This window comes from Sphingomonas rubra, assembly GCF_900115745.1.
GTDB lineage: Bacteria > Pseudomonadota > Alphaproteobacteria > Sphingomonadales > Sphingomonadaceae > Sphingomonas > Sphingomonas rubra.
Genome location: NZ_FOXP01000002.1, coordinates 129,046 through 150,026 on the forward strand (window position 1 = coordinate 129,046; position 20,981 = coordinate 150,026).

The window sequence follows — 20,981 nt, forward strand, 5'->3', positions numbered from 1 at the left end:
GTCGTGTCGCCGGCAGGGCGAGAGTGCCGCAGCATACGTGTCTTCGCAACAGGCTTGCGTCGGCGATCGGGGCTGGGCAGTCTCGCGCGGACGGGGAGGGATGAAGGATGCCGTTTCACTGGGTCGCGCTGGCGCTCGCCGTCGCGCAATCGGGCTCGCCGCCGGTGATGCCGGGCGGGCAGGTCACCTTGGCGCAGGACACGCCGGTCGAGCTGATGGCGATCGCCGAGGTCAACACCGACAAGGCGAAGCCCGGCGATCCGATCAGGTTCCGCGTCAACCGCGCGATCCAGGTGGACGGCCGGACGGTGGTGCCGGTCGGCACGCCCGCCTTCGGGCAGGTCGTCTCGGCGACCGACGCGGGTGGCCTCGGCAAGTCGGGCCGGATGACGGCGAAGCTGGTGCGGGTGCAGCTCGGCGACGTCGACATTCCGCTGGAAGGCGCGATGTCCGCCAAGGGCACGGGCGCGGGCTCGGCCGGTGTGGCGGTCCTGTTCGCCGGCCTGGCCGGCCTGTTCCACCGCGGCAACAACGCCAAGATCAAGGCGGGGGAGATCGTGGCGGGCTTCGTCGGCGAGGACGTAGTGCTGAACCTCGCGAGCGGACGGCCGCGGCGGGTGACGGCCGCGGCGGTCGGCGCTCCGTGATGCGGCGGTTCGTCGCGCTCGGCGCGGTGGCGTCGCTCGTCGTGAGCACCGCCGCGGCGGCCTCGCCGGTGACGATCCCGGCGGGCACGTCCGTGCGCCTCGTCACGGCGCAGCCTTTGTCCAGCAAGACGCAGGTGAAGGGTGATCTGGTCGCGCTCCGCACGGCGGAGGACGTGCGGGTCGGCGACGTCGTTGCGGTGCCCAAGGGAACGGCCGCCACCGGCCAGGTCGCCGAGGCGCGAGCCAAGGGTGCGATGGGGATGGCGGGACGGCTGGAGATACGTCCGCTGTACCTGACGCTGGACGGGCGCACCGTGCGGCTGGCAGGGGCCGAGGGGGAGCATGGCGGCGTGCAACCGGGCGCGATCCTCGGCATGCTGCTGGTAGCACCGCTGTTCACCGGCAAGAGCGCGGTGATCCCGGAAGGAACGCCGCTGCGGGCCGTCGTCGCCAAGACGGTGATCCTCGACCGCTGACGATCGGCGTGGTCCGACGCCCTGGCCGTCAGCGCACGTCGCGGGCCGCCTCGTCGAACAAGACGTGCATGGTGTCGATCGCCCGCTTGAAGTCGATCGGCTTGGGCAGGAACACTGCGCGGGCGGGGATGTCCGACAGCTTTGGCTTTCGCCCCGAACTGGTGATGATGATCTCGATCGGTGGCCAGCGATCACGCACGCAGGCGGCGAGGCGGAGGCCGTCCATCGATCCTGGCATGTCGATGTCGGTGAACACGATGCGGATGTCGGCACGCTTCTCTAGGATGGCGACGGCATGGTCGGCATCGCACGCCTCCACCGCCGCGAAGCCGGCCTCCGCGACCATGTCGAGCATGTCGAGCCGTTGCAGCGGCTCGTCCTCGACGATGAGGACGACCGCCGAGGGCGGAGGGGGAGACGTATCGGTCACGATTGTTCGAGAAGCTCCTTGGTCGCGGTGAAGCGCGCGCTGAACCCCTCCGGTGAATAACGGAGGTCGGCGCCGCCCGTTCCGACCAGTCCCAGCGAAACCAGGCGCGAACCGAAGCCCGTGCGGGTGGGTGCGACGACGGGCGGGCCGCCGCGCTCGATCCAGTCCAGCGTCAGCGTACCGTCACCCCCGTCACGGTAGTGCCAGACGATCTCGACCAAGCCGGTGGTCGACAGTGACCCGTATTTCATCGCGTTGGTGGCGAGTTCGTGGATCAGCAGCGAGGTGGAGAGCGTCGCCCGCGCGCCGAACCGGGTCGCGGGACCGCTGATCGCGTAGCGCCCGGCCGCGCCCGCGCCGTCCATCGCGCGATCGATCACCTCCGCGATCTCGGCGGAGCGCAGGCTGCGGCCGAGCAGCACGTCGTGCGCGGTGCCGAGCGCGCGCAGGCGCCCCTGGAAGGAGTCCAGCCGGTCGGGATCGGTCACCCCCTTCAGCGTGCGGTTGGCGATCGCCTGCACCATCGCCAGCGAGTTCTTCAGCCGGTGCGAGATCTCCGCGTTGAGCAGGGCCTGCTGCTCCTGCCCGCGCAGCCGCGCGATGCCCACCTCCAGCCGGTCGGCGACGTTGCGGATGAAGGCGAGTTCGTCCTTGGTCCAGCGGCGCGGCGCGGCGTCGTGGACGATGAACATGCCCACCAGCCGATCGCGGTCGCGCACGGTCATGTTGACGATCGCGCGGACGGCGATGTCGTGCAGCATCGCCGCGCGCGCCGCGGTGCGCGGGTCGGCGTCGACGTCGTCGATGACCAGCGGCTCGCCCTCGGGCAGGTCGCCGCGCAGCAAGCCGTAATCGTCGAACCGGTGCCGACCGGCGATGGAGGGGATTTCGGTGGCCGTCCAGTCGGGCTCGATGTCGATCAACCCGCCGTCCGCGTCGACGATGCCGTAGGCGGCGCGCGACGCGTGCAGCGCCCTGCCGACGATCTCCGCGGCCTGGCGCGTCATGTCGGACACGGAGGTGCAGTCGCGCAGCACGTCGCCCACCTCCAGCAGCGCGCGCTGCCGCTCCTCCGCCTCGACGCGCTCCGTCACCTCCACGAAGATGATGGCGAATCGGTCGGCGCCGATCGCGTGCGCCTTGCCGTCGTACCAGCGGCGCAGCGTGCCGACCTGCCGGGTGAAGCGCGCGGTGTCGCGCGTGTCCACCACCCGTGCCAGGGCGATCCAGTCGCTCTCGATCCCCGGCAGGATCTCTCGGATGGTGCGGCCGATCACGGCCTCGCCGTCGATGCCGACCAGCTCGGACCAGGCCTTGTTGACCTGATCGTAGCGCCAGTCGAACACGTCGCCGTTCCCGTCGCGCAGCGCGGTGGCGATGATGAAGCCTTCGTGCAGCTGTTGGAACAGCTCGTGCCACTGCGCATCCGCGGCCGAACTCGCCTCGGCCGAGCGGGTGTGGGCGCTCGCGCGCCAGCGCACCTCGATCAACTCGGCGGCGAGACGCGCCAGCGAAGCGAGGGCGCCGCGCTGCGCGGGATCGAGGCCGCCCGGACGCGCGACGCCGTCGATCACGCACAGCGCGCCGAGCACGTGTCCCGCCGGTCCGATCAGCGGCGCGCCGGCGTAGAAGCGGATGCCGGGCTCGCCGGTGACCAGCGGGTTGGCCGCGGTGCGCGGATCGGCGGCGAGATCGGGGATGACGAGCAGCTCGCCGGCGTCGACCACCAAACAGCAGACGGAGCGGTCGAGACCGGTTTCCGGCAGGGGAAAGCCGACACGCGCCTTGAACCATTGCCGGTCGGCGTCGACCAGGCTGACGAGCGCGGTCGGCGCGTCGCAGAGCTGCGCGGCAAGCCCGACCAGATCGTCGAACGCCGGATCAGCCGGCGTGTCCAGGATCTCCAGCGCGTGCAGCGCGTCCAGCCGCGCGCGTTCGCCAGTCGTGCTTGCGTCCCCCATCGTGCCGGGCGCCTTGCCAGTGTCGCGGGGCCGGCGCAACTCGATGCGCGCGTCGATCAGCCCTTCGCCGGCTCCACGGTTCCGGCGGCGCGATCGGGCAGGAAGCCGCGCGACAACGTGTGGTACAGGCGTTCCTTGCATGCGGCCTGCGCCACCATGTCGGCGATCAGTGCGGCGGCGAGCAGGGGCATCATCAGCCCGCGGCTGGCGGTGGTCTCGGCGATGATGATGACGGCGGTGAGCGGCGCGCGCACCACGCCGGTGAAATAGGCGACCATGCCGAGCAGCACCACCGCGCCGGGCGGGTAGCCCGGAAACACGTCGCGCAGCATCGCGCCCAGCCCCGCGCCGACCGACAGCGACGGCGCGAAGATGCCGCCCGGCATCCCCGACACGGCAGTCGCCAGCGTCGTCGCGAACTTGGCCGCGCCGAACCACACGGGCACGTCGCCACCGGTGATGATGCCGCGCGCCGCGTCGTATCCGGTGCCCCAGGTGAGGCCGGTGGCGACGCCGACCGTGGCGACGATCAGCCCCAGCAATCCTGCGAACAGCGCCGGCCGCGCGCGCACCCGCGCCAGCGGCCGCCACGAGGCGCGGCCGACGCCGATCACCGCGCGCGAGAAGCCCGCACCGGCCAGGCCGCCGACCACGCCCGCGACGGGTGCGGCGATCAGCGTCTCGCCGACGCTCAGCGTCTGGCCCATGACACCGAAATAGACGTAGTCGCCCGACAGGCCGAGGCTGACCATGCCGGCGATCAGCACCGCCGTCATCACCAGCAGGGTCATCCGCTGCTCGTAGGCGGCGGCCAGTTCCTCGATCGCGAACGCCACGCCGGCGAGCGGCGTGTTGAACGCGGCGGCGACGCCGGCGGCACCGCCGGCCACGAATACCGAGGCGCGTACGGGAATGGACAGCAGCCGATGCGCGTAGCCCATGATCGAGGCGGCGACCTGCACCGTCGGTCCTTCGCGCCCCGTCGACGCGCCGACCAGCAGCGTGCCGACGGTCAGGCCGAGCTTGACCAGCACGGTGCGTGCCGACACCAGTCCGCCCATTGCGTGATCGGGATCGCGCGTCGCGGCCATCACCTGCGGAATGCCGGAGCCCCGTGCCATCGGCGCGACGCGCGCGGTGATCGCCGCGATGGCCGCGAAGCCGAGCGGCGTCAGCAGCAGCGGCGCCCACCACCAGCGTGCCGCCAGTTCCGCGAACGCCTCCCCGGCGCGATCCGCGGCGGCGGCGAAGGCGAGGGCGACGAGCCCGATCAACACCGCGCCGCCGAGAATCGCGGTCCGCCGCCGCCAGATAGGGGCGGTGGGTCCGTGGCGGCGCAGCAGCACGCGAACGCGCGCCGACCTCAATCCCCGCATTGATGGGGTTCGACGCGGGGGCGGGTCGCGGGCGTGCAGGTGGTCCGGGGCAGGGAAAGCGACTGCATCATGGGCGAACGGGCCATCGGCGGGGTTGTTCCGGCCGCGTTACGGCGTGGTGAGGAGATGTCACGATCGCACAGGCTGGTCTCGTGAACCGGCCCGGTCACCCTCACCCTTCCCCGACTACGCCCGATCGAGGTGGAGCGCTTCTCTCGATACGGGCTCGCGACGAGCTCGATCCAACCGCGTCGCGATCGAGGAGCCGGCGGGGCTGATCTGGCAAGACACGACCGCTTGCGCGGGAGCGGGTGGGCGAAGTACGCGTGCAGCGGGCGGGACTTCCGCGATCTTTCGAGGCGAGGACGTCGCGTGACCACCACCCGAACAGAACTGGCGCTGACCGGTGTTTCCGGCCTGAACGATATCCTCGCCGGCGGCCTGACGCGCGGGCGCGCCTTTCTGCTCGAGGGCAGTCCCGGCACCGGCAAGACGACGATCGCCACCCAGTTCCTGATGGAAGGGATCGCGCAGGGAGAGACGTGCCTCTACGTCACCCTGTCCGAGACGGAGGAGGAGATGCGCGAGGGCGCCGCGTCGCATGGCTGGGACCTCGCCGGCATCGACGTTTTCGAGCTGGTGCCGCCGGAGAGCCTGCTCGACGAGGAGCAGCAGCAGAGCCTGCTCTACTCCTCCGACCTGGAGCTGGGCGAGACGACGCGGCGCATCTTTGCGGCGTTCGAGCGGGTGAAGCCCGATCGCGTCGTGCTCGACAGCCTGTCGGAGATCCGGCTGCTGGCGCAATCGTCGCTGCGCTATCGCCGGCAGATTCTGGCGCTGAAGCATTATTTCTCGACGCAGAAGGCGACCGTCCTGATGCTCGACGACCTCACCGCCGACACGCTCGACAAGACGGTGCACAGCGTTGCCCACGGCGTCATCCGGTTGGAGGAGCTGTCGCCCGAATACGGGCCGGAGCGGCGGCGGCTCCGGATCATCAAGTATCGGGGGCGGCGGTTCCGCGGCGGCTTCCACGATTTCGTGATCGATACCGGCGGCGTTCGCGTCTTCCCGCGGCTGGTATCCGCCGAGCATCGCACCGACTACGCCCGCGACATCGTCAGGAGCGAATCGGCCCAGCTCGACGCGCTGCTCGGTGGTGGGATCGAGCGCGGGTCGAGCGTGCTCGTGCTCGGCCCCGCGGGCACCGGCAAGTCGCTGCTGACGCTGACCTTCGCCGCCGCCGCGGTGGCGCGGGGCGAGCGGGCCGCGATGTTCGTGTTCGACGAGGAGATCGGCCTCCTGTTCAACCGCGCGCGGGGCGTAGACATCGACATGCAGGCGATGGTCGACGGCGGCAACCTGATCGTCGAGCAGGTCGACGCGGCCGAACTGTCGCCCGGCGAGTTCTCGCAGCGGGTGCGGACCTGCGTCGAGCGGCACGGCGTGCGCACCATCATCATCGACAGCCTGAATGGGTATCAGGCGGCGATGCCGGAAGAGAACGCGCTGATCCTGCACATGCACGAGCTGCTCCAGTATCTAAACCGGCAGGGGGCAACGACCTTCCTGACCGTGGCGCAGCACGGGCTGGTCGGCGACATGAAGGCGCCGGTCGACGTCACCTACCTGGCCGACACGGTGGTGCTGCTGCGCTATTTCGAGGCGTCGGGCCGGGTCCGCCGCGCGATCTCGATCATCAAGAAGCGCACCGGCGCGCATGAGGACACGATCCGCGAGTACCGCATCGGCGGCAAAGGCATCCGGCTGGGCGAGCCGCTGGCCGGCTTCCAGGGCGTGCTGCGCGGCGTGCCCACGCTGTCGGGCAGGGCGGAGCGGTCCGGCCTGTTGCCGGACGACGAGGGGGCGTGATCCCCCACCTCTCCGAGCGCGCGATCATCCTGGCGCCGCACGGCCGCGATGCGGCGATCGCGGCGGCGATGCTGACGGAGGCAGGGCTGCGCGCGACGGTGTGCGGCTCGCTGCCCGAGCTGGTCGGCGAACTGGCGCAAGGGGCCGGCTTCGCGCTGCTGACCGAGGAGGGAATGCACGCGGACAACCTTCAGCCGCTGGTGCAGTGGCTGGAGGCGCAGCCCGAATGGTCCGACTTCCCCTTCGTGCTGCTGACCCGCAAGGGCGGCGGCATCGAGCGCAATCCGGCCGCCAAGCGTTTCCTGGATATTCTGGGCAACGTCACCTTCCTGGAACGCCCCTTCCACCCGACGACGCTCATCAGCCTGGCCCGATCGGCGTTGCGCGGGCGGCGGCGCCAGTACGAGGCGCGGGCGCGGCTGGAGGAGCTGCACCGCGGTGCCGACAAGTACCGATCGCTGTTCGAGTCGATCGATTCGGGCTTCTGCATCATCGAGATGGTATTCGACGCGAACGGCGCGCCGGTCGATTACGTGTTCGTCGAGGCGAACCCCGCCTTCGAGCGCCAAACCGGGTTGATCGACGCGGTGGGCCGATCGATGCGGTCGCTGGTGCCCGAGCACGAGCAGCGATGGTTCGAGATTTACGGCAAGGTCGCCCGCAGCGGCGAGCATGTCCGCTTCGAGGAACATGCCGAGGCGCTCGGCGACATCTGGTACGAGGTCTACGCGTTCAAGGTCGGCCAGGCGGGCAGCGACCACGTCGCGGTGCTGTTCAACGACGTGTCCGAGCGGCGCCGGATGGAACAGTCGCTGCGGCGCAGCGAGGAGCGGCTGCGCGGCCTGAACGAGACGCTGGAGCAGCGCGTCGCCGAGCGCACGGAAGCGCTGGAGACCGCGCAGGAGGCGCTACGCCAGTCGCAGAAGCTGGAGGCGATGGGCCAGCTGACCGGCGGCGTCGCGCACGACTTCAACAACCTGCTGACCCCGATCGTCGGCAGCCTCGACCTGCTCCAGCGCCGCGGGCTGGGGAGCGATCGCGACCGGCGCCTGATCGAGGGCGCGGCGCAATCGGCGGAGCGTGCACGGACACTGGTGCAGCGCCTGCTCGCCTTTGCCCGCCGGCAGCCGCTGCAAGCGACGGCGGTCGACATCGGCGCGCTGGTCACCGACCTCTCCGACCTGATCGTCAGCACCTGCGGACCGCGGATCGGCGTGCGCCTGGACATCGGCGACGACCTGCCCTTCGCCAAGGCCGACGCCAACCAGGTCGAGATGGCGCTGCTCAACCTGACGGTGAACGCGCGTGACGCGATGGCGGAGGGTGGCGAGCTGACCATCGGCGTGCATCGCCGCGACATCGGCGACGATGACGTCGCCGGCCTGCGTGCGGGCGCGTACGTGGACCTCAGCGTCGTCGATACCGGCACCGGCATGAGCGCGGAGACGATCGCCAAGGCGATCGAACCGTTCTTCACCACCAAGGGGATCGGCCAGGGCACGGGCCTCGGCCTGTCGATGGTGCACGGGCTCGCCGCGCAGTTGGGCGGGGCGCTCCGGATCGACAGCATCGTGGGCGAGGGGACCGCAATGCACCTGTGGCTGCCCGTCACCGCCGCCAGGCCTGAAGCGGCGGAGGCGCCGCTGGAGATCGACGCGGTCGGTCGCGGCACCGCGATGGTGGTCGACGACGAGGATCTGGTCCGCCAGAGCACCGCCCACATGATGGGCGAGCTGGGTTACCGTGTGATCGAGGCGCGGTCGGGCGAGGAGGCGCTGCGCCTGTTCGCCGATGGCGAGCCGATCGACGTGCTCGTCACCGACCATCTGATGCCCGGCATGACCGGAACCGAGCTGGCGACCACGATCCGCGCGCGCAACCCGCAGACGCGCGTGCTGGTCGTGTCGGGCTATGCCGACGGCAAGGGCATCTCGGCCAGCCTGCCGCGCCTCGCCAAACCGTTCCGGCAGAGCGACTTGGCCCGGACGCTGGCCCACCTCTGACGACAGGATCGCGTCGCCGCCAGCGCCAACGAGATGCCCTTGCCGTCGGCACTGTACAATTGAGGCACGAGGCCGGCGTGAAGAAGCAAAGGCAATCGGCCGGATCGCGTCGCCGAGGCGACGCTACCCCTCACCCCGAGCCAGAGCATATCCCCATCGCTCACTGCTCACCGATCATCCCTTCGCAATCGATGATGGCGGTCGTTGGCGCGGCCGCCATCACGGCCGTCGCCGGCCGCTCGCCGCGAGCACCTCCACGGGGGTCATGCCGACCACGTCGGAGGCGGCGGCGACGGGCCGCCCGGACGATGGCCTTCGAACGCGGTTCACCTTGCTGCGCGGGCGATCAGGCGAGATCGGGGGTGGTCGCGACCTTGCTCCGGCGCCGGCGTATCGCGGCGCCGATCGCGCCGAAGCCGACGATCATCATCATCCAGCTGGCAGGCTCCGGCACCGCACCCGGCGTGCTGCCGCTGATTTGGGCCAGCTTGAAGGCGTCGTTGCGGTCGTCTGGCCCGAAATAGGAGCCGCCGACGATCCAGACGTTGCCCGCCGCCCCCGCCGGCATGTTGAAGGTCTGGAGATTGCTCTTGAACGTCGTGTTGTCGGTGTTGACGCCGTTGTCGCGAAACGTCGGCAGCAGGCTGCCGAAGGTCCTGCCGGTCAGGTTCTGGTCCCACGCGCCCGACAGCGTCGCGTTGCTGATGAAGGCGTCGCTGTCCGAATAGCCGAGATCGGTCAGCTTGAACGGGTTGAGCACGCCGGAGGTGAGCGTCACCGCCCGATCGAACTGGAGAAGGGCGAACTCCCACCCGTTGACGTTGTCGATCTGGTGAAGATTGCCCGCGTCCTTCTCACCCTGCTGATAGATGCCGAGCCCGTCGGCGTTCCACGAGTGAACCGTGCCCGGCATGACCGAATAGTCGGTGGCCACCGACCAGCCGGTCACCTTCATGTTGACGACGCTGCCGTCGTTCGCCCTCGTCGCGTAGGTGAAGGAATTGCCGATGTCGGAGCCCGAAGACCTGCCCGAATTCACTGTATTGAACACGAACGTAGCCGCCTGCGCGGGAAGTGCCGCCGCCATGGTCGTGACCGCCAGACCGATCCGAAAAAGTTTCCGCATTGCCCGTCCTCGATGTGTCGGCGACGAAATGCTGTCGCCAAGGTGGCAAATCAATGACGGTTGAAGGTTAATGCAGTAGGCGCGTCACTCTTTCGTGGTTAACAGGAAGGTAAGATAATTGCTTAAGTGTAGGCATGAGGTCGGTATTTGGGATAATCGGCAAGCCTGCAATGATATACTTGGGTGGGTGTCGCGTCTTTCGGCGGGGCACCATGGAGCGTAGAAGAGTTTTTCGCTCCATCATCCCACCCGGGCGAAGGCCGGGGTCCAGTCAGGAAGGTCGTGGAAGTGGCGCAACGACCGACCGTTCGCGTCTGCCAGCTGGACCCCGGCCTTCGCCCGGGTGAATGATGAGGCGAAGCGTTGAACGTCGATCCGTCCTAGAGAACGCTGCCGATCGACTCGTCGAAATGCGCCACCATCAATGCCGCTGCGCCGTCGGCGTCGCGATCGGCGATCGATGTGGCGATGTCGTGGTGACGTTGCAGCACTTCCGATCGGGCTATCTCGGCCGCGCGGGTCCGCCATGCCAGAGGAACGGCAACCGTCATCAACGGCTCGAACGAGCGGACGATCTGGAGGAAGAGCATGTTGCCGCTCGCCCGCGCGATGGCCTGGTGGAAGACGATGTCGTGGTGGGTGACCTCGCCGATGTCCGCGGCGTTCGCCATCGCGGCGGCGGCGGCGGTGATCGCGGCGGCGTCGTCGTCGCTGCGATGGCGGGCGGCGAGCTCGGCCGTGCGCAGTTCCAGCGTGCGGCGCACTTCCCACACCTCGGCGACCGAGACCTGCGCGGTGGCGACCGCGTGGTCGAGCGACGTGCCCATCACCGATCCGTCGATCGCCCCCACCCGCGCGCGGCGACCATTGGCGACGTCGATCAGGCGCAGTGCGGCGAGCGCGCCGAACGCCTCGCGCATCACGGCGCGGCTGACGCCCAGTTCCGTCGCGAACTGGCCTTCGCCGGGCAGCGTGTCGCCCACCTTGAGGTCGCAGTCACGGATGTGATCGCGCACGCGGCGTACCGCGAGGTCGACGAGCGAGCCGCCGTCGTCGATCCGGGCGGCGCTCTTCACGCGGCGGCTCCGCCCGCGCGCAGCCGGGTCGGCGCGACGCCGTAGCGGCGGGAGAAGGCGCGGGTGAAGCTGGCGTTGTTGCTGTAGCCGCACTGGTATCCGATCGACGAGACCGGCAGGTCGGTGGCGAGCAGCAGGCTGTGCGCGCCCTGCAGCCGGCGCTGGGCGATCGCGTCGGCGACCGTCGAGCCGAACGCCTGGCGGAAGCCGCGGGTCAGCTTGGCGCGGTTGAGGCCGCAGGCGCGGGCGATGCCGTCGAGCGTCAGCTTCTCCTGCCAGCGCTCGTCGACGAGGCGGCGGGCGGCGGCGAGGCGGGCGGCGTCGCGCTCCGACAGGGCGCCGGCGCGGTCCGCGGAGATCAGCGTCTCCCGCGCCAGCGTCTCGAAGGTCGCGCAGAGCAGTTCGATGCTCTTGGCGAGGCGGAGCGTGGCGCAGGCGGGTCCGGGCAGGGGACAGTCGCGGATCGCGACGGCGAGGTGGGCGAGGTCGGCGGGGAGGTGCCAGCAACCGGGCGACGCCGGCACGAAGCCGAAGATGCGGCGGCACGCATCGGCCTTCACCGCAAGGACGATCGTCGCGTCGGTCGCGTCGGCGAGCGTGCCGCCCAGCCCCAGCGTCGGTGCGCCGGCGTCGAGGTCGAAGCGGAGATTGACCGTGTCGGCGGGCGCATCGTCGCAGACGATCGGGCCGGGGCCGACGAAGGACAGCATTTCGGGCGACACGTCGATCCGTTGCTTGGACGTCATCGATCCTCTCCTCTTGGCGACTTGATGAACCTTTCAGATAGGTTCGTCAATGGCCGACAAGGGCGCGCGGCGCATCGCGAGCAGGAAGCCGCCGACCGACAGCGTGCCGGTGACCACGCCGACCATCGCCAGCGCAGGGCCGAGATGCCCCTCACCGCCGAGCAGGCTGCTGATCGCGGTGACGAGCGAGGGGGCGATGCCGAAGCCGATCAGCCCGGCAAAGGCGATGAACGCGCCGATGCACAGGCCGCGCAGCTCGTTGGGGATGAGGACGGTGAGCGCGACGGAGGTGACGAGCCCGGTAATCGCGCCGCAGAGCGACAATGTGCCGAAGGCGACCGCGAACCAGGTGACGCTGGGCGCGATCGGGAACAGCGCGGCGGGAACGCCGACCGTGGCGGCGACGACCGCGCCGAGCAGCAGGCCGCCGCGGATATGGCTCTTCTGCCCCCAATCGGCAGTGAATCCGCCGAGCAACGTGCCGATCAGGCCGCTCCCGAAGACGAGCGTGCCCATCCAGCCGGCGAAATCGCCGGGCTGGAGGCCGTAGTGGCGGGACAGGACGGGCGCGGCCCAGACGAGCGCGGCATTGTCCGCCATCACCACCGCGACCTGGCCCACGAAGAGCGGCGCGAGGAACGCGCGGCGCGACCAGAGTTCGGCGGCGAGCACGCGAAACGGCGCGTGGGTGGTCGCGGCGACCTCCTGCCGGGCGGGTTCGCGCAGCAGGAACAGCGGCAGGATGGCGACCGCACCGATGGCGGCGAGCACCGCGTGCGTGCCGCGCCACGGCGCCATGCCGCCGACCACGGGCATCCCGCCGGCGGCGATCTGGCCGTACAGCCAGCCGCCGATCCCGAAGGCCGCACCGAGGCCCGCCATCTTGCCGAGGTTGACGAGCAGCATCGCCCGCCCGCGCCGCTCCGGCGGGCACAGGTCGGCGGTGAGCGACAGCGCGGCGGTGAGCGCGCCGGTGGTGCCGGTGGCGGCCAGCACCCGCGCGACGAACAGCATCACGGGGCCGGTCGCCACCGCGGTCATCGCCGTGCCCAGCGTCCAGACCAGCGCCAGCGCGACGAGCAGGCGGGTACGTTTAAACCGGTCGACGAGCAGGCCGACGGGGATCGAGAAGACGACCAGCGCCAGCGCGGCACTGACCCCCTGGATGACGCCGAGCACCGCGTCGCTGAGGCCCAGTTCGGCCTTGGCGCCCTCCTGCACGGTGCCGAATGACGCCATCATCGTGAAGCCGATCGCCATCGCCAGCGTGAGCGCGAGGAGCGAGGGGAGGGTGCGGGGCGTGGTGGTGTGGCGGGTCATGATCGACCTCCCGGTGCGGTGGATGCTACTTGGCGACGGCGGGGGTTTTGCAGCAGTCCTTCGTCATGCCGGGCTCGTCCCGGCATCCAGAGCCGCAAGCGACAGCGCTGCTTGGTCCTGGACCCCGGGACAAGCCTGAGGTGACGGGGGCGGCGGGACGCAGGCCGAATGCGTCACAGACTGAAGATCTTGCCCGGATTCATCAGGTTCTGCGGGTCGAGCGCGCGTTTCAGCACGCGCATCGTGTCGACCGCGTCACCGAGCTCGGCGACCAGCCAGTCCTGCTTGCCGATGCCGATGCCGTGTTCGCCGGTGCAGGTGCCGTCCATCGCGATCGCGCGCTCGACCAGGCGGCGGTTGATCGCCTCGACCTCCTCGAATTCGTGCGGCCGGGCGGGATCGATCGAGAAGATGACGTGGAAATTGCCGTCGCCGACGTGGCCCAGGATCGAGGCGGGGACCGACCCTGCGTCGATGTCGGCGCGGGTCTGGAGGATGCACTCGGGCAGGCGGCTGATCGGCACGCACACGTCCGTGGTCCAGCCGACCGCGCCGGGGCGGACGTTGACCGCGGCGTAATAGGCTTCGTGCCGCGCCTTCCAGAGCTTGGCGCGCTCCTCGGGCTGGTTGGACCAGGCGAACTCGCCGCCGCCGTTAGCCTCGGCGAGCGCCGCCACCGTTTCGACCTGCTCGGCGACGCCGGCGGGGGAGCCGTGGAACTCGAAGAACAGCGTCGTCACCTCGGGGTAGGTGAGCTTCGACCAGGCGTTGACCGCCGCCATCTGGCGGTCGTCGAGGATCTCGACGCGGGCGAGCGGCACGCCGCACTGGATCGACTGGACGACGGTGTCGACCGCGCCCTGCAAGCTGTCGAAGCCGCAGACCGCCGACATGATCTGCTCGGGGATCGGGTGGAGCCGCAACGTCACTTCGGTGATGATGCCCAGCGTGCCCTCCGACCCGACGAACAGGCGGGTGAGGTCGTAGCCGGCGGCCGATTTGCGCGCGCGGGTGGCGGTGCGGATGACCTTGCCGTCGGCGGTGACCACGGTCAGCGACAGCACCGCCTCGCGCATCGTGCCGTAGCGGACGGCGTTGGTGCCGCTGGCGCGGGTCGAGGCCATGCCGCCGATCGTGGCGTTGGCGCCGGGATCGATCGGGAAGAACAGGCCGGTGTCGCGCAGATGCGCGTTCAGTTCCTCGCGGCGGCAGCCGGCCTGCACCGTGCAGTCGAAATCCTCGGCGTTGACGGCGAGGATCGCGTCCATGCGGGCCAGGTTGATGCTGACGCCGCCATTGACCGGCAGCGCGTTGCCCTCGATCGAGGTGCCCGCGCCGAAGGGGACGATGGCGACGCCCGCCGCGACGCAGAGGCGGACGCAGTCGGCCACTTCCTCGGTCGAGGCGGCGAAGACGACCGCGTCGGGCAGCGCCTCGGCGAAATGCGCCTCGCTGGTGCCGTGCTGGCGGCGGATGCCCTCGCCCAGCGCCAGCGCGTCGCCGAAACGCTGGCGGAGCGACGCGACGAAGCCTTCGTCGAGCGGCGGCCGGGTGGGCGGCGTCACGTGCATCATGTCAGAACCGCACGGTGCCGCGGATGCCGACGCGGCGGCGCGGCGTCTGGATCGCGAGGTTGGAGACGAGCGGTGCGGGCAGGCCGGCGCGGCGGAGCAGCGAGAGGTCGAGATAGGTCTCGATATATTTCTCGTTGAACAGGTTGGTCGCGAACGCGCCTACTTCGAGCGGGCCGCCCTGCCACGTCAGCGAGGCGTTGACGAGGTGATAGGCTTCGAGGACCGGCACCGAGGCCGCGTCGAGCGAGCCGCCGGTGCGGTCGCCCTTGCCGATCAGGTTGGCGTCGAACACGAACGCCTGGTCCTGGTGGAAGGGCAGGCGGACGTTGGTGCCGACCGCGTAATTGGCGTCGGGCACGAACAGGATGCGGTTGCCCGGATAGGCGTAGCCGGTGATCGCCTGGAACTGGCTGGGATCGGTGACGCGCGCGTGGAGCAGCGTGGCGTTCGCGTAGACGCGCCACAGCTTGTTGATGTTGAACGACAGTTCCGCCTCGGCGCCGTAGCTCTCGACGTCGCCCGAGTTGAGGTTGATCGCGACGAAGCCGACCGGCTGACCGGTGGCGGGATTGCGGATGGTGGACGGGGCGAGCGCGTTGGCGCCGATGAAGTTCTTGTAGTCGTTGTAGAAGGCGGCGACGTTGGCGGTGAGGCGCCCGTTCAGCGCGCTCGCCTTGGAGCCGACCTCGTAGGTCCAGACGCTGTCGCCGCGATAGGTGAGGTTGGGCGCGCCGGGGCCGTTCTGGCCGCCGCCGCGCACGCCGCGTGCGACCGAGGCATAGGTCATGAACTCGGGCGTCCAGCGCTTGGTCAGCGTGGCGCGCGGCTGCCACTCGTTCGCCTTGTAGGCGGCGTCGAGCCCGGCGGTGGAGGCGTCGAGCTTCTGATGGTCGTAGCGGATGCCGACCGCCAGATCGAGGCCGTCGCCGAAGTTGAGGAAGCCGGTCGCGAAGGCGGCGACGTTCTCGTTCTCCGCGGTGGCAGCGAGCGGCACGGTCAGATTGGCGGGGACGATCGTGTTCGTGCCCGACGTATCGGTGGTCGATCGGGCGTAGAAGCCGCCAATCAGCGTGGAGAAATTGTCGCTCCATTTGGTGTCGAAACGAACCTCGCCGGTGCGGGTCTTGAGCGTGCGCTCCGATGTGACGCGTAAGAAGTCGAGCTGGCTGTAGTCGCCGTCGCCCTCACTGCGCGTGTCGGACTGGTTGTAGGCGCCGATCGCGGTGATCGTGGTGTTCAGGCTGTCGACGTCGAACTCGCCCTTCAGATTGGCGGCGTAGTAATCGATCGTCGCGAGGCTGCGCTGGTTGGTGCTGCCGTCGAGCGTGTAGTCGCGCGGGCCGCGGACGTTGAAATAGGGCGTCGCGCCGCCGGCCACGCGGTCGTAACCGCCGTTGAGCGTGAAGCGGGCCCAGCTGGTCGGCAGGAAGCGGAGCGTGCCGTTGACGCTCTTGGTCTCCAGCGGGTTCTGGTCGCCGCCGGCCAGCAGGTTGCGCTGGAACCCGTCTTCCTTGTGATAGGCGCCGCCGACGCGGAACTGGAGCACGTCCTCCACGATCGGGCCCGATACGCTGCCCGACAGCGAGCGATAATTGTCGCCGCTGGCGAGCGCGCCGTCGATCCGGCCCTCCCACTCGTTCGAGGGCTGGCGGGTGACGACGTTGATCGCGCCGCCCAGCGTGTTGTTGCCGAACAGCGTGCCCTGCGGGCCGCGTAGCACCTCGACGCGGGCGACGTCGACCAGCGGCGAATTGAGGAAAGTGGTGTTGGGCTGGTAGATGCCGTCGATGAAGATGCCGACGCCCGGCTGCACCGTGTCGATCAGCGTGGTGCCGATGCCGCGGATCGAGACGAACGCGCGGCCGACCGAGTCGGAGTTGATGTTGAGGCCGGGCGTGTAGGCGGCGACATCGCGGACGAGGACGAGCTGCTGCTGCTTGATCGCGTCGCCGGAGATGGCGGTGACGGCAATCGGCACGTCCTGCAGCCGCTCCTCGCGGCGGCGGGCCGTCACGACGATGTCGGAGGCGGCGGGGTCGTTCTCGGCCGCCGTATCGGTCTGCGGGTCCGCCGGCGTACCTTGGTTGGAGGTGTGCGCGCCTTGCGTGGGCAGCGTCTGCGCACCGGCATAGGCGGGGGCGATGAGCGTGATGGCGGTGGTCAGGGCGAGCAGCGGTCGACGCATGGTGATCCTCTTCCGATAGCCGGCGGATCGTGTCGTCCACCTTTCGGATAGGTATGCGCCCGATCTGACCTATCCGAAAGGTTGCTCGACTTTGCCGATCGGCTCTCGACGTTGACCTACCAGCACGAATAGCCGCCATCGGCCAGCACGATGCTGCCGGTCATCAGGCTCGCCGCGTCGGACGCGAGGAAGGCGACGACCGACGCGACCTCCTCCGGCTCGCCGAGTCGCGCCTGCGGCGTGCCGTCGATCCAGCGGCGGTACATCTCGCTTTCCTGGTCGGCGAAGGCGTTGAGCGGCGTGGCGATATAGGTCGGCGCGACGGCGTTCACCCGCACGCCGCGGTCGGCCCACTCGGCGGCGAGGCTGCGGGTCAGCTGGTGCACGGCGGCCTTGGAGGCGTTGTAGTAGCTCTGCGGCTGCGGTCGGTTGACGATGAAGCCGGACATGGAGCCGATATTGACGATGCTTCCCTTGCCGCGGGCGAGCATGTGGCGGCCGAAGGCGCGGGCGCACCAGAAGGTGCCGTTCAGGTTGACGTCGAGGACGTTCCGCCAATGCTCGTCGGCGACCTCCTCGGCCGGGGTGTCGCTGCGCGCGATGCCGGCGTTGTTGACGAGGATGTCGGCGCCGCCGCGCGCGTCGGCGGCTTGGGTGACAGCGGTGGGATCGGTGACGTCGAGAACGAGGCCGTCGATCGCGTGGCCCTTGGCGCGCAGCGCGTCGAGGCCGCGCGTGAGCAGCGCCTCGTCGCGGTCGGCGATCGTGACGGCAGCCCCGAACTCGGCGAGCGCGTCGGCGCAGGCCCAGCCGATCCCCTGGACGCCGCCCGTGACGAAGGCGGTGCGGCCGTCGAGGCGCAGGCGGTTCGCGTACATCGGCGGTTCCTCAGGGAAGGAAGGGGGCAGCGGGCATCGGCGCTTCGTAGGCGGCCTCGCCCGCCTCGATGCGATAGACTTGCCGGCTGTCGCGGTCGAACGGTTTGGACGGGAAGGAGCCGTCGCGCGCGAAGTCGATCCACAGGCGGTGCGTGCGGCTGGCGAGTTGCTGCGGCGGCGATTCGCCGAGCAATCCTTCCGGGCCGGTGACGGTGGCGAGCGTGTCGAACACGAACGCGTTCTCCACTGCGTGCGCCGCGCCCAGTTCGCCAGCGAAGGCGGGGGAGCGCCACTCGAACTCGTAGACCTGGGTGCGGCCCTGATGCTCCTCGGCGAAGCGGCGTGCGGGCCAGCGGAAGACGAGGTCGGTCAGCGCGTCGGTCAGCGCGTGGCCCGCCGGGCGGCGGCCCGCGCCGTACGCCTTCAGGACCGCCCAGGCGCGCGGCTGCGACTTGCGCAGCACGAACCAGGAGAGCAGGCGGCCGATCTTGTCGCGGACGCCGGAGGGAACGAGGTAGAGGTTCATCTCCTCCGCGTTGGTGCCGATCAGCACGTCCACGTCCTTGCCCGCACCCGACTTGAGCGCGTCCAGCGGCGGCAGCGGCAGCACGTCGTCGCCGTGGACGGGGACGAAGCGGCTGATGCCGAACACCGGCTCTCGCCCGTCCTCGCCGCGCAGGTCGATGCGGGTGGTGGGGAGCGACACCTTCTCCACCGCGTCGAGCAGCGTCTCGGTCGGCACGGCGGCGAAGCCGTCGCGGCTCGGCGCGATCTTGAGCAGCTTCGCGAGCTTGGTGACCAGCCGGCGCGCGATCGGGACGGAGCGCGTCATCGCGCCGTGGCCGCTCTGGATGATCGCGCGCCGGAACAGCCCGGCGGCGAGCGGCGACACGACGAGATCGGCGATCGCCATCGCGCCGGCCGATTCGCCGAACACGGTGACGTTGGCCGGGTCGCCGCCGAACGCCGCGATCTCGGCGCGGACCCATTGCAGCGCGGCGACGATGTCGCGCAGGCCCAGATTGGTCGGCACGCCGGGAATCGGTAGAAAACCGTCGATGCCCAGGCGATAGTTGATCGACACGCAGACCACGCCGTCGCGCGCGAAGGTCGCGCCGTCCTGCACGGACGCGTCCTTGCTGCCGATCACGAAGGCACCGCCGTGGACGAAGACCATGACCGGCAGGCCGGTGCGGTCGTCGTCGGGGCGCCACACGTCGAGCGTCAGGTAATCGTCGCCGCGTGTCCAGCCGGTGCCGACCAGCGGCGCGATATCGAGGCCGGGCACCGGACGCAGGCGCTGCGGCGCGGTCGGCCCCGAGTCTGTGGCGTCGCGCACCCCCTGCCACGCCGGTGCCGGTTCCGGCGGGGCGAAGCGGCGCGCGCCGACGGGAGGGGCCGCGTAGGGAACGCTGGCGAAATGCTGCACGGCCGCGAGGCGCCGGCCGCGAAGGTCGCCGCTGGACGTCGGCACGACGGGTGGGGGAGGGGAGGCGCTCATGCACCGCGCATACGTCATGCCGGGCGAGCGTGCAGGCGCGACGATGTGCCGATCGGCATCAATTTCTTGCCGCGCCGATCGTCGCCGGCCGATGGTCGGGTGAACCGTTACCGATGGGGAACAAGGAATGACGAGCGGAGGTGCGCCCGCCCGAAACGACGCGCGGGATCGTCACAATGTGTCGGCAGGTGCGGGCGGCGAGCAGACCGGTGCGGAACACCCGAACGGCGGCGATCCCGCGGCCGGTTCCGATCTGGTGACCCCTACGAGAATCGAACTCGTGTTTTCGCCGTGAGAGGGCGACGTCCTAACCGCTAGACGAAGGGGCCGTCCGGTGGAGGCGCGCGTCTATCCGGGGAGCGCCGGCCCGTCAAGCGGGCGCGGCGAAATACTCGCCGCGCCCGCTGGTCGTCACGCCGCGACGCGCCGACGCTCCGCCATTTCCTCGTTGAGCATCTCGGCCAGCAGGAATGCCAGTTCCAGGCTCTGCCCGGCGTTGAGCCGCGGGTCGCAGTGTGTGTGATAGCGATCGGCCAGGCTCTGCTCGGTCACGTCGACCGCGCCCCCGGTGCATTCGGTGACGTTGCGGCCGGTCATCTCGGCGTGGATGCCGCCGGCGTGCGTGCCTTCCGCGCGGTGCACCGCGAAGAAACCGCGCACCTCCGCCAGGATGCGCTCGAACGGCCGCGTCTTGTAACCGGTCGCCGCCTTGATCGTGTTACCGTGCATCGGGTCGCAGCTCCACACCACCGGATGGCCGGCGCGGGTGACGGCGCGGACCAGGCGGGGCAGATGCGCCTCAATCTTGTCGTAGCCGTAACGGGTGATGAGCGTCATCCGCCCGGCGACGCGGCCGGGATTAAGCGTGTCGAGCATGCGCAGCAGCGCGTCGGGTTCCAGGCTCGGACCGCACTTCACGCCGATCGGGTTGCCGATCCCGCGCAGGAACTCGACGTGCGCCGATCCCTCGAAGCGCGTCCGATCGCCGATCCACAGGAAATGCGCCGACGTGTCGTACCAGCCGCCGGTCAGCGAATCGCGCCGCGTCATCGCCTGCTCGTAAGGGAGCAGCAGCGCCTCGTGGCTGGTGTAGAAATGCGTCTGCGCGAGCTGCGGCACCGTCTCCGGATCGATCCCGCACGCCGCCATGAAGTCGAGCGCCTCGCCGATCCGGTCGGCGGTCTCGCGGTACTTCTTGGCCCAGTAGCTCTGCCCGAGCGAGTCGAGCGTCCAGCGATGCACCTGGTGCAGATTGGCGTAGCCGCCTTGCGCGAAGGCGCGCAGCAGGTTGAGCGTCGCCGCCGACTGCGCATAGGCGCGGATCAGCCGCTGCGGATCGGGGCGCCTGGCCTCCGGCGTGAAGGCGATGTCGTTGACGTTGTCGCCGCGGTAGCTCGGCAGCTCCACGCCTTCCACCGTCTCGGTCGGGGTCGAGCGTGGCTTGGCGAACTGCCCCGCCATCCGCCCCAGCTTCACCACCGGCAGCTTCGACGCGTAGGTCAGCACCACCGCCATCTGCAGGATGACGCGGAACGTGTCGCGGATGTTGTCCGGGTGGAACTCGGCGAAGCTTTCCGCACAGTCGCCGCCCTGGAGCAGGAAGGCGCGGCCCTCCGCCACCTCGGCGAGCGCCGCCGTCAGGTTGCGCGCCTCGCCCGCGAAGACCAGCGGCGGATAGTGCGACAGCGTGTCGGTGGTGCGTGCCAGCTCGGCGGCGTCGTCGTAGGCGGGCATCTGCCGCGCTTCGGCGGCGGTCCAGCTGTCGGGTGCCCAGGTCGTGGCCATGATCGGTCCTTTCCGGCCGTTCCAT

General features: G+C 70.0%; 16 protein-coding genes and 1 tRNA gene. 4 read left to right on the forward strand and 13 right to left on the reverse strand.

Annotation, left to right across the window (positions count from 1 at the left end; all coding sequences use genetic code 11):
• The first annotated feature begins 107 nt into the window (after positions 1–107).
• Together BM145_RS03110 and BM145_RS03115 are read left to right on the forward strand one after the other, a co-directional pair.
• A complete protein-coding gene (locus BM145_RS03110; RefSeq protein WP_093331184.1) occupies positions 108–647 on the forward strand; it encodes a hypothetical protein in 540 nt (179 codons plus the stop codon).
• Positions 647–1,123: a hypothetical protein gene (locus tag BM145_RS03115; RefSeq protein ID WP_093331187.1), complete on the forward strand. Its 477-nt coding sequence runs from the start codon at positions 647–649 to the stop codon at positions 1,121–1,123. Before BM145_RS03110 ends, BM145_RS03115 begins: the two co-directional genes overlap by 1 nt.
• Before the next feature lie 28 nt (positions 1,124–1,151).
• Here BM145_RS03115 and BM145_RS03120 read toward each other — a convergent pair whose 3' ends face one another.
• From BM145_RS03120 to BM145_RS03130, 3 genes are read right to left on the reverse strand one after another with little or no spacing between them, the layout of a single operon-like run.
• A complete protein-coding gene (locus tag BM145_RS03120) occupies positions 1,152–1,553 on the reverse strand; it encodes a response regulator (RefSeq protein WP_245739030.1) in 402 nt (133 codons plus the stop codon).
• Entirely contained in the window at positions 1,550–3,514 is a 1,965-nt protein-coding gene (locus BM145_RS03125; protein WP_093331753.1) for a GAF domain-containing protein, read from the reverse strand. The genes BM145_RS03120 and BM145_RS03125 overlap by 4 nt, the downstream gene beginning before the upstream one ends.
• A gap of 56 nt (positions 3,515–3,570) precedes the next feature.
• On the reverse strand, positions 3,571–4,890 hold the full coding sequence (locus tag BM145_RS03130; RefSeq protein WP_093331188.1) for a chloride channel protein: 1,320 nt from the start codon (positions 4,888–4,890) through the stop codon (positions 3,571–3,573).
• Between the two features lie 372 nt (positions 4,891–5,262).
• Here BM145_RS03130 and BM145_RS03135 point away from each other — a divergent pair, with 372 nt between their 5' ends.
• Positions 5,263–6,762, forward strand: a complete 1,500-nt coding sequence (locus tag BM145_RS03135; RefSeq protein WP_093331191.1) for an ATPase domain-containing protein — start codon at positions 5,263–5,265, stop codon at positions 6,760–6,762.
• Positions 6,759–8,765 (forward strand): hybrid sensor histidine kinase/response regulator, encoded by a 2,007-nt coding sequence (locus BM145_RS03140; protein ID WP_093331192.1) that lies wholly within the window; start codon positions 6,759–6,761, stop codon positions 8,763–8,765. Before BM145_RS03135 ends, BM145_RS03140 begins: the two co-directional genes overlap by 4 nt.
• A gap of 346 nt (positions 8,766–9,111) precedes the next feature.
• On the opposite strand, the gene BM145_RS03145 is transcribed toward BM145_RS03140, so the two are convergent.
• The 10 genes from BM145_RS03145 to BM145_RS03190 all read right to left on the reverse strand — a co-directional run bounded on the left by BM145_RS03145 (position 9,112) and on the right by BM145_RS03190 (position 20,956).
• The gene (locus BM145_RS03145) at positions 9,112–9,891 is read right to left on the reverse strand and encodes a PEPxxWA-CTERM sorting domain-containing protein (protein ID WP_093331194.1); all 780 of its coding nucleotides are present in this window, start codon (positions 9,889–9,891) and stop codon (positions 9,112–9,114) included.
• 380 nt (positions 9,892–10,271) lie between these two features.
• Positions 10,272–10,967 carry a FadR/GntR family transcriptional regulator gene (locus BM145_RS03150; RefSeq protein ID WP_093331197.1) on the reverse strand — a complete coding sequence of 232 codons (696 nt, stop codon included), beginning with the start codon at positions 10,965–10,967 and terminating at the stop codon, positions 10,272–10,274.
• On the reverse strand, positions 10,964–11,713 hold the full coding sequence (locus BM145_RS03155) for a helix-turn-helix domain-containing protein (RefSeq protein WP_093331199.1): 750 nt from the start codon (positions 11,711–11,713) through the stop codon (positions 10,964–10,966). Before BM145_RS03155 ends, BM145_RS03150 begins: the two co-directional genes overlap by 4 nt.
• A 33-nt stretch (positions 11,714–11,746) precedes the next feature.
• Positions 11,747–13,033 carry an MFS transporter gene (locus BM145_RS03160; protein ID WP_093331201.1) on the reverse strand — a complete coding sequence of 429 codons (1,287 nt, stop codon included), beginning with the start codon at positions 13,031–13,033 and terminating at the stop codon, positions 11,747–11,749.
• A gap of 173 nt (positions 13,034–13,206) precedes the next feature.
• Positions 13,207–14,604, reverse strand: coding sequence for an FAD-binding oxidoreductase (locus BM145_RS03165; RefSeq protein WP_425441080.1), 1,398 nt, complete (start codon positions 14,602–14,604; stop codon positions 13,207–13,209).
• Positions 14,605–14,608: 4 nt separating this feature from the next.
• Entirely contained in the window at positions 14,609–16,792 is a 2,184-nt protein-coding gene (locus BM145_RS03170; RefSeq protein WP_093331206.1) for a TonB-dependent receptor, read from the reverse strand.
• Between the two features lie 116 nt (positions 16,793–16,908).
• Positions 16,909–17,670 (reverse strand): SDR family NAD(P)-dependent oxidoreductase, encoded by a 762-nt coding sequence (locus BM145_RS03175; protein ID WP_093331207.1) that lies wholly within the window; start codon positions 17,668–17,670, stop codon positions 16,909–16,911.
• Between the two features lie 10 nt (positions 17,671–17,680).
• Positions 17,681–19,171, reverse strand: coding sequence for a carboxylesterase/lipase family protein (locus BM145_RS03180; protein ID WP_093331756.1), 1,491 nt, complete (start codon positions 19,169–19,171; stop codon positions 17,681–17,683).
• Positions 19,172–19,425: 254 nt separating this feature from the next.
• A tRNA-Glu gene (locus BM145_RS03185) sits at positions 19,426–19,500 on the reverse strand.
• A gap of 82 nt (positions 19,501–19,582) precedes the next feature.
• Positions 19,583–20,956, reverse strand: a complete 1,374-nt coding sequence (locus BM145_RS03190; protein WP_093331209.1) for a class II 3-deoxy-7-phosphoheptulonate synthase — start codon at positions 20,954–20,956, stop codon at positions 19,583–19,585.
• Positions 20,957–20,981: the final 25 nt, after the last annotated feature.

Bases quoted from the DNA above. Each gene is read 5' to 3' on its own strand.
- BM145_RS03110 (WP_093331184.1), top strand. From the start codon at position 108: ATGCCGTTTCACTGGGTCGCGCTGGCGCTCGCCGTCGCGCAATCGGGC.
- BM145_RS03115 (WP_093331187.1), top strand. From the start codon at position 647: ATGCGGCGGTTCGTCGCGCTCGGCGCGGTGGCGTCGCTCGTCGTGAGC.
- BM145_RS03125 (WP_093331753.1), bottom strand. From the start codon at position 3,514: ATGGGGGACGCAAGCACGACTGGCGAACGCGCGCGGCTGGACGCGCTG.
- BM145_RS03130 (WP_093331188.1), bottom strand. From the start codon at position 4,890: ATGCGGGGATTGAGGTCGGCGCGCGTTCGCGTGCTGCTGCGCCGCCAC.
- BM145_RS03145 (WP_093331194.1), bottom strand. From the start codon at position 9,891: ATGCGGAAACTTTTTCGGATCGGTCTGGCGGTCACGACCATGGCGGCG.
- BM145_RS03155 (WP_093331199.1), bottom strand. From the start codon at position 11,713: ATGACGTCCAAGCAACGGATCGACGTGTCGCCCGAAATGCTGTCCTTC.
- BM145_RS03160 (WP_093331201.1), bottom strand. From the start codon at position 13,033: ATGACCCGCCACACCACCACGCCCCGCACCCTCCCCTCGCTCCTCGCG.
- BM145_RS03165 (WP_425441080.1), bottom strand. From the start codon at position 14,604: ATGCACGTGACGCCGCCCACCCGGCCGCCGCTCGACGAAGGCTTCGTC.
- BM145_RS03170 (WP_093331206.1), bottom strand. From the start codon at position 16,792: ATGCGTCGACCGCTGCTCGCCCTGACCACCGCCATCACGCTCATCGCC.
- BM145_RS03175 (WP_093331207.1), bottom strand. From the start codon at position 17,670: ATGTACGCGAACCGCCTGCGCCTCGACGGCCGCACCGCCTTCGTCACG.
- BM145_RS03180 (WP_093331756.1), bottom strand. From the start codon at position 19,171: ATGAGCGCCTCCCCTCCCCCACCCGTCGTGCCGACGTCCAGCGGCGAC.
- BM145_RS03190 (WP_093331209.1), bottom strand. From the start codon at position 20,956: ATGGCCACGACCTGGGCACCCGACAGCTGGACCGCCGCCGAAGCGCGG.